This window comes from Labrys sp. Lb11, assembly GCF_057554225.1.
Genome location: NZ_BAAJOT010000001.1, coordinates 365026 through 379037 on the forward strand (window position 1 = coordinate 365026; position 14012 = coordinate 379037).

Sequence of the window (14012 nt, forward strand, 5' to 3'; positions counted from 1 at the left end):
CGGCGCACGGCCGGCCCCGAGTCGCGGACAGGAGGAGACCGGCGATGCAGATTCCGCAGCACGCGTCGCTTCTCAGGGTTTTCGTCGGCGAGGACGACAAGGCGGACGGCAGGCCCCTCTACGAAACGATCGTCCTGCGCGCCCGGGAGGCCCATCTGGCCGGAGCCACCGTGCTTCGCGGCCCGCTGGGTTTCGGGCGGTCCAGCAGGCTCCATACGGCCAAGATCCTGCGGCTTTCCCAGGATCTTCCCGTGGTGATCGAGATCGTCGACCGGGCCGAGAAGATACGGGACTTCCTTCCGGTCCTGGAGGCGCTCGCCCAAAGCTGCCTGATCACGCTTGAGAACGTCACGGTCATCCGCTACGGCGAGGACGGAACCGGTCTTCTCCCGGACGATGCGGGCCCTGGGGACGATCCCGGCAAGGCTTCGGGCAATGCCGGCTGATCGCGACACCGGGCACCGACCGATGTGCCATGAGCTTTGAAGCCTGCCTCGTCGTGCTCGCCGGCGGCTTCCTCGGCGGAATCCTGCGCTTCTTCGTCTCCGGCTTCGTCGGCCGGCGCGTCGGCGAGACTTTTCCCTGGGGGACGCTCGTGGTCAACGTCTCGGGGGCGCTGGCCATCGGCTCCCTGGCCGGGCTGGCCCGGGCCGCGGGCGGCCTGTTCGCCGGCGAGCTGTTCCGGGCTTTCGTGTTCGTCGGCATCTGCGGCGGCTACACCACCGTCTCCTCGTTCTGCCTGCAGACCTTGAACCTGGCATTCGGCGGCGAAGGTCGGCTCGCCTTCCTCAACGTCGTTCTTTCGGCCGGCCTCTGCGTCGCCGCCGTCGCGACCGGATTCTGGTCCGTGGTGAGGCTGCTCGGGTGATGCGGCATGCGTCCAGACGCGCGGCTACGACCCGCCTCTATCTCGCCGTCGGCTGCGGGGCGGCGCTCGGCTCGCTCCTGCGCTTCCTCGCCGGGGGCGTCATCAGCACGGATCTGGGGCTGAGCCCGCTATGGGCGACGGCCTTCGTCAACGTCGTCGGCTCCTTCGTGATCATGGTCTTCGCGACGCTGACGGGCCCCGACGGCCGTCTCGTCGTCGGAGCCGAGGGGCGGCAGTTCGTCATGGGCGGCATCTGCGGCGGCTTCACCACCTTTTCCGCCATGAGCCTCGACACCTTCGGCCTGCTCCTGAGCGACGATCCCCGGCTCGCCGCGACCTATCTGGTCACGGTCGTCACCCTGTCGCTCGCCGCGGCCTGGGCCGGCTACGGCGTGGCGGTGCGGATCAACCGATAACCGCTCGCGTCGGCCCGTGTGCGCCCGGGGTCTCGCGAAGCCCGGTGCTTCCGGTCGACGGGCGGCGCGTATAACCATGCATTAACCATGAGGGCGGCATCGTCGCGGGGGAGGCACGTTCAGGCGCATGATCCGGATCGACTTCAACAAGCTGCGGTTCCTCGTCATCGACGACAACGCGTATATGCGCCGCATCGTCCGCACGCTGCTGCACGGCTTCGGCGCGCGCGAGGTCTATGAAGCCGAGGACGGCGCTTCGGGCCTGGAGGCCTTCACCAATTTCTCGCCCGACATCATCATCGCCGACTGGGCCATGCCGATCTTCGACGGGCTCGAGCTGACTTCGATGATCCGGCAGCCCGGCGCCAATGCCAATCCCTACGTGCCGATCATCATGCTCACCGGCCATTCGGAGAAGCGGCGGGTGATCGAGGCGCGCGACACCGGCGTCACCGAGTTCCTGGCCAAGCCGATCTCGGCCAAGGCGCTCTATCAGCGCGTGCTCAACGTGGTCGCCAATCCGCGCCCCTTCATCAAGACCAAGACCTATTTCGGCCCCTGCCGGCGGCGCAACGTGCACGGCGCCTATGCCGGGCCCGAGCGCCGCAAGGGCGGAGCGGCCGACGTGATCCCGCAACCGGCCCTGATCGACAAGGCGCGGGGGGCGGTGTGATGCCGGAGGGCAGCGACGAGGTTCGCACCGAGGTCTTCGAGGACCACGAGGTCCAGCACCCGCCGCACCATCTGAGCAAGGCGATCGCCGCCGACAGCGGCGGCCCGGCCATCGACCTCGGCGCCATCGCCCGGGCGGAGCGGGCGCTGGCCGAACTGGCGGTCGAGTTCTCCGCCTGGATGCGCAACGAGGTCAAGGTGCTCCACGCCGCGCGCAACATCGTGCGCGAGCGTGGCTTCGACCCCGACACGCGCGCCGCCCTGTTCCGCGCCGCCCACGACATCAGGGGCGAGGCGGCGACCTTCGGCTATCCGCTCGCCGGCCAGGTGGCGGCCAGCCTCTGCCGCATCCTTGAGGGGATCCTCGACGATGCGGCCATGCCGACGCGCCTGATCGAGCAGCATGTCGACGCCGTCCGCGCCATCGTCCGCGAGGATGTGCGCGGCGATGGCGACGAGACGGCGCGGCTGGTGGTGCGCAGCCTGGAGGAAAGCGTCGAGAGCATCATCCGCGCCGCCGCCTGACGCCTTGCCTTCCGGCCCGATCGGTGCTTCGAAGGCGCATGGCCCATGCTGCACCGCACTTCACCCCGATCGAGATGACGGCGAAGCTCATCGGCTTCGACACCGTCAGCGCGAACTCCAACCTGCCGCTGATCGACTTCGTCGCCGGCTATCTCGCCGTCCACGGCGTCGAGAGCATCCGCCTGCCCAATGCGCAGGGCGACAAGGCGGCGCTCTTTGCCACCATCGGCCCGAAGGACCGCGGCGGCATCTGCCTCTCGGGCCATGTCGACGTCGTGCCGGTGGAAGGACAGGCCTGGACCCGGCCGCCCTTCGAGGCGGCCGTGCTCGACGGGCGCCTCTACGGACGCGGCAGCTGCGACATGAAGGGGTTCGTGGCCACCGTGCTGGCGCTGGTGCCGGAGTTCCTGGCCGCGAACCTGGCGACGCCGCTGCACCTGTGCATCTCCTATGACGAGGAGGTGACCTGCCATGGCAGCCTCGACGCCATCCGCCGCTTCGGCGGCGACCTGCCGATGCCGAGGGCCTGCATCGTCGGCGAGCCGACCGAGATGCGGGTGGTCGATGCCCAGAAGTCGCTGGCGAGCTACGTCACCACCGTCATCGGCCGGCCGGCGCACTCCTCCATGCCGGCGCTCGGCGCCAATGCCCTGCACGCCGCCGCCCATATCATCGCTGAGATCGACCGCATCGCCGACGATCTGCGCGAGCGCGGCGACCCGTCCGGCCGCTTCGATCCGCCCTATTCCACCACCCAGGCCGGCCTGCTGCGCAGCGGCGAGGCCGTCAACATCGTGCCCGAGCATGCCAGCATCATCTGGGAGTGCCGCGGCGTGCCCTCGCTGCCGCTCGACGAGGTGCCCGAGCGCATCCGCCGCTACAGCCGTGACGTGGTCGAGCCGCGGCTGCGCCGCACCGCGCCGGAGGCCAGCATCGTCACCGAACTCGGGGTGATGGTGCCGGATCTTGCGCCCGATCCCGGCTCCGCCGCCGAGGTGCTGGCATTGCGGCTCGTCGGCCAGAACCGGACCTTTGCGGTGGCCTACGGCACCGAGGCCGGCCATTTCCAGAAGGGCGGCGTGCCGACGGTGATCTGCGGCCCCGGTTCGATCGAGCAGGCGCACCGGGCCGATGAATGGATCGCGCTCTCGGAACTCGAAGCGTGTGCCGGCTTCCTGCGCCGGCTGGCGGCGACGCTCGCCGCCTGACGTCGTCCGGCCCCGCAACCCGATCGGCTTGATCCCATGTTCTACGAACCGCGCAAGGGTGACCACGGTCTGCCGCATGATCCGTTCAAGGCGCTGGTGGTCCCGCGGCCGATCGGCTGGATCACCTCGATGTCGGTGGCGGGCGAGATCAACCTCGCGCCCTATTCCTTCTTCAACGCCTTCCAGTCGCGGCCGCATCTCGTGGGCTTCGCCTCGGACGGACGCAAGGACAGCGTCACCTTCGTCGAGCAGACCAAGGAGTTCGTCTGCAATATCGTCTCCGAGGACCTCTGGCGGCAGATGAGCGCCACCTCGGCGCCGTTGCCGCGCGGCGAGAGCGAGATGGTCCATGCCGGGCTCGAGGCGGCTCCGTCGCGCCTGGTGGCGCCGCCGCGCGTCGCCCGCGCCGCGGCGGCCCTCGAATGCCGCTGGACCGAGACCGTCCATCTCAAGGATGCCGAGGGAGCGCCGAGCGAAGCCTATCTCGTCTGCGGCGAGGTGGTCGGCATCTTCATCGACGACCGTTTCATCGTCGGCGGCCGGGTCGACACCGCCGCGATGCGGGCGATGGCCCGGCTCGGCTACCAGGACTATGCCGTGGTCGAGCGCACCATGACGCTGGCACGCCCCGCCGGCGCCTGAGCAGGCTCATTCCATCCGGCGCCGGCCTTCGACCTCGAAGGCCGGCACGCCTGCCGCCCGTGCCGCCAGCCGCACCAGGGTCCGAGCGAGATCGCAGGCGGCGGCATCATCCTCGCCGAGGTCGCGGCACAGAGCCTGCGCGTCGAAGGCGAGGCCGGCGAGCCGCGGCGAGGCGGTGCGGAACGTGCCCATCTCGAACAGCGCCGCCGCGCTGGCGCCGGCGATGGCGACGATGAGGGTGCCGCGGTGCGCGAGACCCAGCTCGGCCTCGCGCACCGACAGGCGTACGTCGAGCAGCGTCACGTCGCGACCGCTGGCAGCACCGTCCAGCACGATGCCGTCCGGGGCGAGCGCCATGGCCGCATCGAGCTGGAGGGGGCTTTCCGCCGCATCGACCGGCGCGATCCGCACATAGAGGCCGGCGGCCCGCACCGGCGCCGGGCGGCCGGCCCCGGCCGCGAGGTCGAGTGCGACCAGGTCGGCCGCGGCAGCGCCCGGCTGGTCGAGGGCATCCGGCGAGAGGATCAGCAGCGATTTCATCCCGTTCCGGTTCATGCATTAAGGCGCGGTTTACCATAACGCCGCAGAGTGGCCGCATCGGCTTAGCGGATGATTGCCTGCCCCGTCCATGTTCCTGTTCAGCTCCACAGAGGCACGGCCGGCGGATCGCATCCACAGCGCGATTCGCAACGCGGCCCAGACCACGGGAACCGGCTTCGAGTATCTGCTGACCACCGCCCGGCGCGAGTCCTCGCTCGATCCCTCCGCCAGGGCGCAGACCTCGTCGGCCACCGGCCTGTTCCAGTTCATCGACTCCACCTGGATGCAGATGGTGAAGGAGGAGGGGCCGGCCCTCGGCCTGCAGGCCTATGCCGATACCATCCAGCGCGGCGCGAGCGGGCGCTACGATGCCGCCAGTCCCGAGGCGCGCCGCGCCGTCCTGGCCTTGCGGGAAGACCCCGATGTCAGCGCCCTGATGGCCGGCGCCTTCACCCGGCGCAATCATGACCACCTCGCCGACGCTCTCGGGCGCGAGCCGAGCAGCGGTGAGCTCTATATCGCCCATTTCATGGGCGCGGGCGGCGCGGCCAGCCTGATCCGCCTGGCGGCGACCGACGGCGGCGCCAATGCGGCCGAAGCCTTCCCCCGGCAGGCCGCCGCCAACCCGGGCATCTTCTACGACAAGGCCGGGCAGGCTCGCCCGGTGGCGCAGGTCTATGCCCGGCTGGTCCGGAATTTCGATGCGGCCCAGGCGCCGACGGCGGTCGCCGCAGCCGGCGCTCCGGACGCGGCGGAGAAGCTGCCCGCCAATCCGGCGCTCTGGCTCGCCATCCCGGCCCACAACGCCTATGTGGCCGAGCCCCGCGCGGCGGCCGCGGCAGCCTCGCCCTTCCAGGCCCTGTTCCGGACCGAAGGCGGCGCGCCGATCTCCAACTATGTCGCCGCCACCTGGTCGAGCCTCGGGCCGGTGCCCGCGGCAGTCGCCGAGCCGGCGCCGGTCCGGATCAGGCCGGAGCGACACGGCGAGGCCTTGCGGCCGCCGGTCGCCCCTCCATCCGTGCCGCAGGCGCAGGACACGGATGTGGTCTCCGCCATCGGCGCCTTCTTCTCCAGCCTGTTCACAGCATCCGCCGCCGCGCCCGCCGCGTCCGGCAAGCGCGGGAGTTCATGATCGATGATCGTGCGTCAGTTTCTGCAATGGGTCCAGACCGCCCCGCCGGGCGAGCGCGCCGACGCCACCAGCGCCCTGGCGCGGGCCTATCTGCATTCGCCGCTGGACGCGGCGGACAGGGCTTCGGCCGAAGCGGCGATGGTGATGCTGCTCGACGATCCCTCGCCCATGGTGCGCGAGGCGCTGGCGGTGGCGCTGGCGGCATCGCCGCGGGCGCCGCATGCGGTCATCCACGCCCTTGCCCATGACCAGGGCGACATTGCTTCCGTCGTCCTGGCCCAGAGCCCCGTGCTGACCGAAGTGGAGCTCGTCGACGCGGTCGGCGCCGGCGACTGGCGGGCGCAATGCGCGGTGGCGTGCCGCTACAGCGTGCCGGCGACCCTCAGCGGCGCCATCGCCGAGGTCGGGGGCGTCGACGCCTGCATCGCGCTGCTGCAGAACACCGGCGCGGTCATCACGCCCGGGGCCCTGATGCGCATCGTCGAGCGCCATGGCGGCGACGCGCAACTGCGCAACGAGATGCTGTCGCGCGACGACCTGCCCGTCGGCGTGCGCCAGGCCGTGGTGGCGGCGCTCAGCGAGCACCTGTCCAGCTTCGTCTCCGGCAATGGCTGGCTCGGGGCCGATCGCAACCAGCGCATGACCGTCGAGGCGCGCGAGAAGGCCACCGTCGCCATTGCCGGCACGGCCGGCGCCGGGGAGATGCGCGGCCTGGTGCAACACCTGCGCCGTACCGGCCAGCTTACGGCGGCCCTGATCCTGCGGGCGCTGCTCTCGGGCAATGTCCGCCTGTTCGAGGAAGCGCTGTCGGATCTCTCGGGCATGCCGGTCGGGCGGGTCTCGGGCTTCGTCCATGCCAGCCGTTCCGGCGGCTTCGAGGCGCTCTACCGCAAGGCCGGCCTGCCGCCCAGTGCCTTCCCGGCGTTCCGGGCCGCGCTCGACGCGCTGCACGAGGAAGGATTCGGCGAGAGCGCCGCCGGGGACGCCCGGCTGTCGCGTCGCATGACCGAGCGTGTGCTGACCACCGTCGGCGCCCTGCCGAGCGAGGATGTCGGGCAGTTGCTGCTGATGCTGCACCGCTTCGCCGCGGAGGCGGCCCGCGACGAGGCTCGGGTCATCGCCGACGATCTGGTCCGGGACGTGCTGATCGCGGCGTGACGGCTTGACCCGCCGACATTCGGGTCAGGCACCGGAAGCTTTCATGGTCGGGCTTTTGCTCGCGCCGACCTTGTTCTAGCGTGGCGACGCATCGGGCGCCGCCACGCGCGCCCCTGATCCGTGCTGGGAGGTCTCGCATGCTGAAGGAATTCAAAGAATTCGCCATGAAGGGCAATGTCGTCGATCTCGCCGTCGGCGTGATCATCGGCGCGGCCTTCGGCCGGATCGTGGAGTCGCTGGTCGGCGACATCATCATGCCGATCATCGGCCGGGCCACCGGCGGCCTCGATTTCTCCAACATGTATGTCATGCTCAGCGGCACGGCCCCCGAGAATGCGAGCCTGACCGAGGCGCGCAAGTTCGGCGCGGTGTTCGCTTACGGCAACTTCCTGACCATCGTGGTCAACTTCCTGATCGTCGCCTTCGCGCTGTTCCTGGTGATCAAGGGGATCAACCGCTTCAAGAAGCAGCAGGCCGCCGCCGCCCCGGCGGAACCCCCGGCCGACGTCAAGCTGCTCACCGAGATCCGCGACCTGCTGAAGAAGTGACGGGTCGTTCCGCCGATCGGCAAAATCCATCGATCCATTCCAACAATTGATCCGGCCGCGGGCGGTTTGGGCTAAGCTTGCGCTGCGTCGGCCGGTGCGGGCGTGTCTCGTTCCGTCGGGGCCGGGGCGGCGCATCCGGCTCCGCGCGATCGAGGGACAGCATTGAAGGATGCTTGCGTGACCAGTGCCGCCCGAACGACCGCCGCTCCCTCGCTGCTGGACGACTTGCGCCCGGAGGCCCTCGGCGCTCCGGAGAGCGGCATCGTCGAGATCATGAACTATGCCCGCCTGCGCGAGGGGCTGATTCCCCTCTGGGTCGGTGAGGGCGACCTGCCGACGCCCGCCTTCATCACCGAGGCCGCGACCCGGGCCCTGGCCGCGGGCGAGACCTACTACACCTGGCAGCGCGGCATTCCCGAGCTGCGCGAGGCACTGGCACGCTACAACACGGCCTTGTTCGGCAAGCAGGTCGGCCCCGAGCGTTTCTTCGTCACGGAAGGCGGCATGCATGCCATCCAGACCTGCATGCGCATGGTGGCGGGGACAGGGGACGAGGTGATCGTGCCGAGTCCGGCCTGGCCCAACGCGGCCGCCGCCGCCGGCATCGCCGGCGCCACCCCGGTGCCGGTGGCCAAGACCTATACGGATGGCGGCTGGCGCCTCGACCATGACCGCGTCGCCGCCGCCGTGACGCCGCGGACCAGGGCGATCTGCGTCAATTCCCCCTCCAATCCCACCGGCTGGATCGCCAGCCCGGAGGATCTGCGCTTCCTGCTCGACCTTTCGCGCCGGCACGGCTTCTGGATCATCGCCGACGAGATCTACACTCGTTTCGTCTATGACGGCGAGCGGGCGCCCTCGTTCCGCGATATCCGCGAGGAGGACGACCGCATCCTGTTCGTCGACACCTTTTCCAAGAACTGGTCGATGACCGGCTGGCGGCTCGGCTGGATCGAGGCGCCGCCGGAACTCGGCCAGGTGATCGAGAACCTCGTGCAGTATTCGACCTCCGGCGTGGCCGCCTTCATGCAGCGCGGCGGCGTGGCGGCGCTCGACCGGGGGGAGGGGTTCCTCGCCCACCAGATCGCCCGCGCCAGGCGCGGGCGCGACATCGTCTGCCAGACGCTGGGCGAGACCGGGCGGGTGCGCTTCGCTCCGGTGCGGGGCGCCTTCTACCTGTTCTTCTCGGTCGACGGGAAGCCGGATGTGCGCCGGCTTGGCCTGGAGATCGTCGAGCAGGCCAATGTCGGTCTCGCGCCGGGGACGGCCTTCGGCGCCGGCGGCGAAGGCTTCATGCGCCTGTGCTTCCTGCGCAGCCCCGAGCAGCTTCAGGAGGCCGCCGGCCGCCTCGCCGCCTGGCTCAGGCGGACCTGAGGCCCGGCTCCGCCCGATCGCGCCGGCCGATGGCGTCTACGGGAGCCGACGCGCCGTCCATGAAAGGGCGCGGAAGAGACGGGAGCGCCCTCCCGGCCGCGGCGTGACGCTGCGGCCTCGCATCCTGCCGAGTCGGATCGACCGGCATCCCAGATGCGGATGGCCGGCAACGGGCGCCGTCCCGGCCTTGTCCCGGTCCCATGCGGCGCCGCCCGCATGATCATCCGCGGCGCCGCAGGCGTCGACGGTCCGCTGCCGTCTGATCGGGAGGAGGAAAACGATTGCGTGCGGCGTGGAAAACCTTCTCGCGGAAAGAGCGAAAAGTCATGCAAATCCCGGCACATAGGGCTCGGTTATTGACGTACTGCTCGGTATTATCGTAACTTCCTCGAAGTCTCGCCCCTGTCGAAGCGGGCGGCGAGGACGGGCGACCGCCATTCCGCATGCATGAGGAGGCTGGTTCGATGGGGATCACGGGACTGGGGGTCAGCCGGGCGCCGCACCCGGACATGGTCCAGGAGGTCGTGGTCGTCGACGAAGCGGCTGCGCTGCACGCAACCCTGTCGCTGGAATTCTCGCGCGACGCCGTCATGTTGACGCGGGTGCCGGACCGGGCGGCCTGCCTCGAGCTCGTCGCCGGCCGCGCGCCGGCGGCGATCGTCATCGACCTCGGCCCTTCGCCGCAGGCCGGGTTCGACCTGCTGCGCGACCTGCGGCTGCGCCGCTGCCCGGCTCCGGCCATCGTCACCAGTGCCGGCGCCAGCATTCGCCTGGCTGTCGAGGCGATGAAGCGCGGCGCCGCCGATTTCTTCGAGATCCCCTTCGATGCGGGCCCTCTGGCCACCCGCCTGCGCGACATGCTGGAGGCGGGCGATCCCTTGCACGGTCAGGTGATCGTGACCTCGACACCCCTGCCGGGCGCCGCCATCATCGGCCTGCCTTCGCGCGACGTCCTCACCCGCCGCGAGCACGAGGTGCTGTCGCAGATCGCCGGCGGCGCCTCCAACAAGGAGGTCGGGCGGCTGCTCGGCATCTCGCCCCGCACCGTCGAGGTGCACAGAGCCCGCATCATGGAGAAGCTGGGCGCGCGCAACGCCGCCGACCTCGTGCGCATCGTCATGTCCGAGCAGCGGGTCTGACCGGAGAGGCCCGCTGCACCACCCCATCGTCAGGAAAGGTCCCTTCACTTCCTGTCGTCTCAGCCAAGACCGGTCGAGCATCGGTCTTGGCTGCTTTTTTTACGGCGAGGCGTTCAGATGTAGGCCAGCACCGGCACGGTGATCATCAGCAGCATCGTCACCGTCACCGTGAAGGCGCTGCAGAAATAGACCAGCCGCCTGAGGTAGCGCACCTCCTCCTCCATCTCCTTGAGCGCCTGCGGATGCGACAGGTCCGCCTGCCAGTTGGGCGGGTGCATGATGCAGCGGATGCACAGCACGGCGATCAGCAAATAGAGCGCCAGCTCCGACACCATGACGCTGCGTTCGATGGTGCTCTGGGCGACGTAGTTCATCAGGATTCCGGCCGTGGCCACCATCACCGAGACATGGGTGAGCACGGCGGACGCCTTGACGTCGATGAAGCCGATCTCCCGGCGGACGGATTCGAGCTTGGACAGCCCCGCCTCGGCGTCGTCGCCGGCCGTCTCCGGCCCCGGCCGCAGCACCCAGCGCTTCAGGATCCAGTCCAGCGTCTCCACCGCCGCCGCGTGGCTGGCAATGCCGTGCCCCGGCCCGCCCCCTTGGGCGGCCATGGCGCCGCCGGAATCGGCGGCCGTGGTCTGCTCGGCGGCAAATTCCTCCGTCGGGGCCCTGGGGCGCCTGGGCACTTTGCTCATGCTGCGGCTCCTGCCTTCGCTCGCCGGGCTGTTCCGGCTGGACGGCGAATCCAAGACGCCGCTGCATGAGCGTCGATTGCGTCAGTCTCGGGGCAGGCACGCCCCCCGGACGCGGTGCACGGACCGCCTGTGGAGCGGCCGGGCGAAAAAAAGCCGCAGTGTTACTCCGCTGCCATGGCGCGTGCCTGGAAGGGCAGGCCGAGCCGGTCCCAGACGGCCACCAGCGCCTCGGCGAGGCCGGCAATCAGCGCGTCGGTGTGAAAGGGGGTCGGCGTGATGCGCAGGCGCTCCGTGCCGCGGGGCACCGTCGGATAGTTGATCGGCTGGATGTAGATGCCGTGCTCGCGCAGCAGCAGGTCGCTGGCGGCCTTGCACAGTTCGGGATCGCCGACGATGACCGGCACGATATGGGTCGGCGACGGCGCCACCGGCAGGCCGGCGGCAGCCAGCGCCGCCTTGGTCTTGGCGGCATTGGCCTGCTGGCCCTGCCGCTCGACGTCGGAGGTCTTGAGATGGCGGATCGCCGCCTGGGCCGCCGCGGCGATAGCCGGGGGCAGGGCGGTGGTGAAGATGAAGCCGGCGGCGTGCGAGCGCACGGCGTCGACCACCGGCGCCGCTCCGGCGATATAGCCGCCGAGGGCGCCATAGGCCTTGCCGAGCGTGCCCTCGATCACGTCGATGCGGTGCATCTCGCCGTCGCGTTCGGCGATGCCGGCGCCGCGCGGCCCGTACATGCCGACCGCATGCACCTCGTCGATATAGGTCATGGCGCCGTAGCGCTCGGCGAGATCGCAGATCCGGCCGATCGGGGCGATGTCGCCGTCCATCGAATAGAGGCTCTCGAACACGATCAGCTTGTGGCGCTCCCTGCCCGCGGCGCGCAGCAGATCTTCCAGGTGCTCGACATCGTTGTGGCGGAAGATCGCCTTCTCGCAGCCCGACTGTCGCACGCCCTCGATCATCGAGTTGTGGTTGAGGGCGTCGGAGAGGATGAGGCAGCCCGGCAGCAACTTGGCCAGGGTCGAGATGCCGGCCTGGTTGGAGATGTAGCCGGACGTGAAGACCAGCGCCGCGTCCTTGCGATGCAGGTCGGCGAGCTCACGCTCGAGCCGCACCACCGCGTGACTGTTGCCGGAAATATTGCGGGTGCCGCCGGCGCCGGTGCCCGAACGCCGGGCGGTGGCGGCCATCGCCTCGATCGGGGCGGGATGGCAGCCCATGCCGAGATAGTCGTTCGAGCACCACAGCACGATCTCGCGCGAGCCGTCCGGCCCGTGCCACAGCGCCAGGGGGAAGCGATCCGCGCTGCGTTCGATATCGGCAAAGACGCGATAACGCTTCTCGCGCTTCAGCGCGGCCACGGCTTCTTCGAAGATCGCGGTGTAGGGGGAGGGCATTCTCGTCTGCTTGCTCGCTTCGGATCGTTTCGGGGGGCACTCATACCGCCATTCCGTGTCCGGTGCACGGTAGAACGATGATTAGAGGCGTTTGGTCGCGGCGCAGTGCGTCCGGACACGCGGCGGATCGCCTCGGCTCCGGCCCGCTTTCCGCCCGGGGCTCGGCCGTCCAATCGTTTTCCTGATTGCTCTCATCAGCTTTTGTCGATTGCCCGGCGCCGCGCCTGCGGCTATCACGCCTGCCGAGATCCGTTCGATGACATCCCAAAGCTCCATCACCATCCGCGAGGCGACCGACGCCGACGGCGAAGCCTTGAGCCGCCTGATCGCCGGCGTGTTCGCCGAGTATGACGGCGTGCTGTTCGCACCGGAGGAGTTCCCGGAACTGCAGGCCGTGGCCAGCGCCTTCGCTGCCAGGGGCGGGCGGATCTGGGTGGCGGTCGATGGCGGAAGGATCGTCGGCAGCTTCGGCGTTGTCATGACCGCGCGGCCCGGCGTCGCCGAGTTCTTCAAGGTCTATCTCGACCGGTCCCTGCGTGGCAAAGGCATCGCCCGGCGCCTCTGCGAGCAGGCGCTCGCCTTCGCGCGGGCGGCCGGGGCCGAGGCGATCACGCTCTGGTCGGACATCAAGTTCGTCGACGGCCACCGCTTCTACCGGCGCCAGGGCTTCGTGCGCATGCCCGGTGTGCGTGCCCTGCACGACGTGTCGCAGACGTTGGAGATCGGCTTCCTCCTCACTGGGATTGCCGATCCGGCCGTCCGGGGAACCGGCGCCGCCCTGGCTGCGTCATGAGGACCGAGGATTCCCTCCGCCCCGTCATGGTCGCGGGGCTCGGCGTCGCCGTGCTGTCCTGCATGGACGCGGTGATGAAGCTGGTCTCGGGCGCCTATCCCATCGGCCAGGTGGTGGGCCTGCGCTACAGCTTCGGCGCGCTCTTCGGCGTCATCGCCTTCCTGGCCATGGGCGGCGGCACGCCGGGCTGGCCGGCGATCCGGCGCAACCTCGGCCGCGCCGTCGTCGTGCTCGCCACCGCGACCTGTTTCTTCACCGCCATCGCCCGGCTGCCGCTGGCCGAGGCGATCGCGCTCACCTTCATGGCGCCCCTGATCATGGCCCTGCTCGGGCGGATGATCCTGAAGGAGCCGATCGCCCCGCGCGCCATGATCGGCATCGCCGTGGGCCTCGCCGGCGTCGTCATCATCGCCCAGGGGCAGGAGAGCGGCACGACCCACAGCCTCGATCCTCTCGGCCTGGCCGCGGCGCTCGCCTGCGCCTTCTTCTATGCCCTCTCCATGGTGCTGATGCGCCAGCAGAGCGCCAAGGACTCCACCATCACCATCGTGGCGCTGTCGAACGCGCTCGCCTTCCTTCTGGTGGCTCCGGTGATGGCGATCCAGTGGCAGGCGCCGAGCGGAGCGCACCTGATGGCTTTCGCCGCCGCCGGACTGCTCGGCACCTGCGGGCATCTGTGCATGGCCTGGGCCTATTCGCGCGCCCATGCCGGCAAGCTCGGCATCCTGGAATATACCGGCTTCCTGTGGGGCTCGACCTTCGGCTTCCTGTTCTTCGCCGAGATCCCGACGACCTGGACCTTCGCCGGCGCGGCGATGATCGTGGCGGCCTGCGCCTTCGCCGCCATGGGCCGGGCCAAGGCGGCCTGAGCCGCCGGCACCCCGGGCCCGCAGGAACGATGC

17 protein-coding genes are annotated in these 14012 nt (G+C 70.0%); 14 read left to right on the forward strand and 3 right to left on the reverse strand.

What is annotated here, in order from left to right:
• Window positions 1–44 precede the first annotated feature (44 nt).
• The 7 genes from AC27L4_RS01705 (at window position 45) to AC27L4_RS01735 (ending at window position 4331) form a co-directional block, all read left to right on the forward strand.
• The gene (locus tag AC27L4_RS01705; protein ID WP_487140218.1) at window positions 45–446 is read left to right on the forward strand and encodes a DUF190 domain-containing protein; all 402 of its coding nucleotides are present in this window, start codon (window positions 45–47) and stop codon (window positions 444–446) included.
• Between the two features lie 29 nt (window positions 447–475).
• On the forward strand, window positions 476–868 hold the full coding sequence (gene crcB / locus AC27L4_RS01710) for a fluoride efflux transporter CrcB (protein WP_487140219.1): 393 nt from the start codon (window positions 476–478) through the stop codon (window positions 866–868).
• On the forward strand, window positions 868–1284 hold the full coding sequence (gene crcB / locus AC27L4_RS01715) for a fluoride efflux transporter CrcB (RefSeq protein ID WP_487140220.1): 417 nt from the start codon (window positions 868–870) through the stop codon (window positions 1282–1284). Before crcB (AC27L4_RS01710) ends, crcB (AC27L4_RS01715) begins: the two co-directional genes overlap by 1 nt.
• A 127-nt stretch (window positions 1285–1411) precedes the next feature.
• Window positions 1412–1957: a response regulator gene (locus tag AC27L4_RS01720; RefSeq protein WP_487140221.1), complete on the forward strand. Its 546-nt coding sequence runs from the start codon at window positions 1412–1414 to the stop codon at window positions 1955–1957.
• A complete protein-coding gene (locus AC27L4_RS01725) occupies window positions 1957–2481 on the forward strand; it encodes an Hpt domain-containing protein (protein WP_487140222.1) in 525 nt (174 codons plus the stop codon). Before AC27L4_RS01720 ends, AC27L4_RS01725 begins: the two co-directional genes overlap by 1 nt.
• A 38-nt stretch (window positions 2482–2519) precedes the next feature.
• A complete protein-coding gene (gene argE / locus AC27L4_RS01730) occupies window positions 2520–3689 on the forward strand; it encodes an acetylornithine deacetylase (protein WP_487140223.1) in 1170 nt (389 codons plus the stop codon).
• Window positions 3690–3725: 36 nt separating this feature from the next.
• Window positions 3726–4331, forward strand: a complete 606-nt coding sequence (locus tag AC27L4_RS01735) for a flavin reductase family protein (RefSeq protein WP_487140224.1) — start codon at window positions 3726–3728, stop codon at window positions 4329–4331.
• Window positions 4332–4337: 6 nt separating this feature from the next.
• Here the strand turns inward: AC27L4_RS01735 and AC27L4_RS01740 are convergent, their stop codons facing one another.
• A complete protein-coding gene (locus AC27L4_RS01740) occupies window positions 4338–4871 on the reverse strand; it encodes a hypothetical protein (RefSeq protein ID WP_487140225.1) in 534 nt (177 codons plus the stop codon).
• Between the two features lie 88 nt (window positions 4872–4959).
• On the opposite strand from AC27L4_RS01740, the gene AC27L4_RS01745 reads away from it, so the two are divergent.
• The 5 genes from AC27L4_RS01745 to AC27L4_RS01765 all read left to right on the forward strand — a co-directional run bounded on the left by AC27L4_RS01745 (window position 4960) and on the right by AC27L4_RS01765 (window position 10222).
• A complete protein-coding gene (locus tag AC27L4_RS01745; protein ID WP_487140226.1) occupies window positions 4960–6003 on the forward strand; it encodes a lytic transglycosylase domain-containing protein in 1044 nt (347 codons plus the stop codon).
• Window positions 6004–6006: 3 nt separating this feature from the next.
• Complete coding sequence (locus AC27L4_RS01750; RefSeq protein ID WP_487140227.1) at window positions 6007–7161, forward strand: DUF2336 domain-containing protein; 1155 nt, start codon at window positions 6007–6009, stop codon at window positions 7159–7161.
• A 137-nt stretch (window positions 7162–7298) separates the two neighbouring features.
• Window positions 7299–7709 (forward strand): large conductance mechanosensitive channel protein MscL, encoded by a 411-nt coding sequence (mscL, locus tag AC27L4_RS01755; protein WP_487140228.1) that lies wholly within the window; start codon window positions 7299–7301, stop codon window positions 7707–7709.
• Window positions 7710–7886: 177 nt separating this feature from the next.
• Window positions 7887–9083 carry a pyridoxal phosphate-dependent aminotransferase gene (locus tag AC27L4_RS01760; RefSeq protein WP_487140229.1) on the forward strand — a complete coding sequence of 399 codons (1197 nt, stop codon included), beginning with the start codon at window positions 7887–7889 and terminating at the stop codon, window positions 9081–9083.
• Window positions 9084–9547: 464 nt separating this feature from the next.
• Entirely contained in the window at window positions 9548–10222 is a 675-nt protein-coding gene (locus AC27L4_RS01765; RefSeq protein ID WP_487140230.1) for a response regulator transcription factor, read from the forward strand.
• 113 nt (window positions 10223–10335) lie between these two features.
• Here AC27L4_RS01765 and AC27L4_RS01770 read toward each other — a convergent pair whose 3' ends face one another.
• Both AC27L4_RS01770 and hemA read right to left on the reverse strand, forming a co-directional pair.
• Window positions 10336–10920: a hypothetical protein gene (locus AC27L4_RS01770; protein ID WP_487140231.1), complete on the reverse strand. Its 585-nt coding sequence runs from the start codon at window positions 10918–10920 to the stop codon at window positions 10336–10338.
• Between the two features lie 161 nt (window positions 10921–11081).
• The gene (gene hemA / locus AC27L4_RS01775) at window positions 11082–12317 is read right to left on the reverse strand and encodes a 5-aminolevulinate synthase (protein WP_487140232.1); all 1236 of its coding nucleotides are present in this window, start codon (window positions 12315–12317) and stop codon (window positions 11082–11084) included.
• Window positions 12318–12573: 256 nt separating this feature from the next.
• On the opposite strand from hemA, the gene AC27L4_RS01780 reads away from it, so the two are divergent.
• Window positions 12574–13110: a GNAT family N-acetyltransferase gene (locus AC27L4_RS01780; RefSeq protein ID WP_487140233.1), complete on the forward strand. Its 537-nt coding sequence runs from the start codon at window positions 12574–12576 to the stop codon at window positions 13108–13110.
• 26 nt (window positions 13111–13136) lie between these two features.
• Window positions 13137–13979: a DMT family transporter gene (locus AC27L4_RS01785; protein ID WP_487140234.1), complete on the forward strand. Its 843-nt coding sequence runs from the start codon at window positions 13137–13139 to the stop codon at window positions 13977–13979.
• Window positions 13980–14012 lie beyond the last annotated feature (33 nt).

What these genes read in the sequence shown, in the direction of transcription:
- hemA (WP_487140232.1), bottom strand. Translation starts at nt 12,317, where the DNA reads ATGCCCTCCCCCTACACCGCGATCTTCGAAGAAGCCGTGGCCGCGCTG.
- AC27L4_RS01770 (WP_487140231.1), bottom strand. Translation starts at nt 10,920, where the DNA reads ATGAGCAAAGTGCCCAGGCGCCCCAGGGCCCCGACGGAGGAATTTGCC.
- AC27L4_RS01740 (WP_487140225.1), bottom strand. Translation starts at nt 4,871, where the DNA reads ATGAAATCGCTGCTGATCCTCTCGCCGGATGCCCTCGACCAGCCGGGC.
- AC27L4_RS01705 (WP_487140218.1), top strand. Translation starts at nt 45, where the DNA reads ATGCAGATTCCGCAGCACGCGTCGCTTCTCAGGGTTTTCGTCGGCGAG.
- AC27L4_RS01745 (WP_487140226.1), top strand. Translation starts at nt 4,960, where the DNA reads ATGTTCCTGTTCAGCTCCACAGAGGCACGGCCGGCGGATCGCATCCAC.
- mscL (WP_487140228.1), top strand. Translation starts at nt 7,299, where the DNA reads ATGCTGAAGGAATTCAAAGAATTCGCCATGAAGGGCAATGTCGTCGAT.
- crcB (WP_487140219.1), top strand. Translation starts at nt 476, where the DNA reads ATGAGCTTTGAAGCCTGCCTCGTCGTGCTCGCCGGCGGCTTCCTCGGC.
- AC27L4_RS01780 (WP_487140233.1), top strand. Translation starts at nt 12,574, where the DNA reads ATGACATCCCAAAGCTCCATCACCATCCGCGAGGCGACCGACGCCGAC.
- AC27L4_RS01750 (WP_487140227.1), top strand. Translation starts at nt 6,007, where the DNA reads ATGATCGTGCGTCAGTTTCTGCAATGGGTCCAGACCGCCCCGCCGGGC.
- argE (WP_487140223.1), top strand. Translation starts at nt 2,520, where the DNA reads ATGGCCCATGCTGCACCGCACTTCACCCCGATCGAGATGACGGCGAAG.
- AC27L4_RS01725 (WP_487140222.1), top strand. Translation starts at nt 1,957, where the DNA reads ATGCCGGAGGGCAGCGACGAGGTTCGCACCGAGGTCTTCGAGGACCAC.
- AC27L4_RS01720 (WP_487140221.1), top strand. Translation starts at nt 1,412, where the DNA reads ATGATCCGGATCGACTTCAACAAGCTGCGGTTCCTCGTCATCGACGAC.
- AC27L4_RS01765 (WP_487140230.1), top strand. Translation starts at nt 9,548, where the DNA reads ATGGGGATCACGGGACTGGGGGTCAGCCGGGCGCCGCACCCGGACATG.
- AC27L4_RS01785 (WP_487140234.1), top strand. Translation starts at nt 13,137, where the DNA reads ATGGTCGCGGGGCTCGGCGTCGCCGTGCTGTCCTGCATGGACGCGGTG.
- crcB (WP_487140220.1), top strand. Translation starts at nt 868, where the DNA reads ATGCGGCATGCGTCCAGACGCGCGGCTACGACCCGCCTCTATCTCGCC.
- AC27L4_RS01735 (WP_487140224.1), top strand. Translation starts at nt 3,726, where the DNA reads ATGTTCTACGAACCGCGCAAGGGTGACCACGGTCTGCCGCATGATCCG.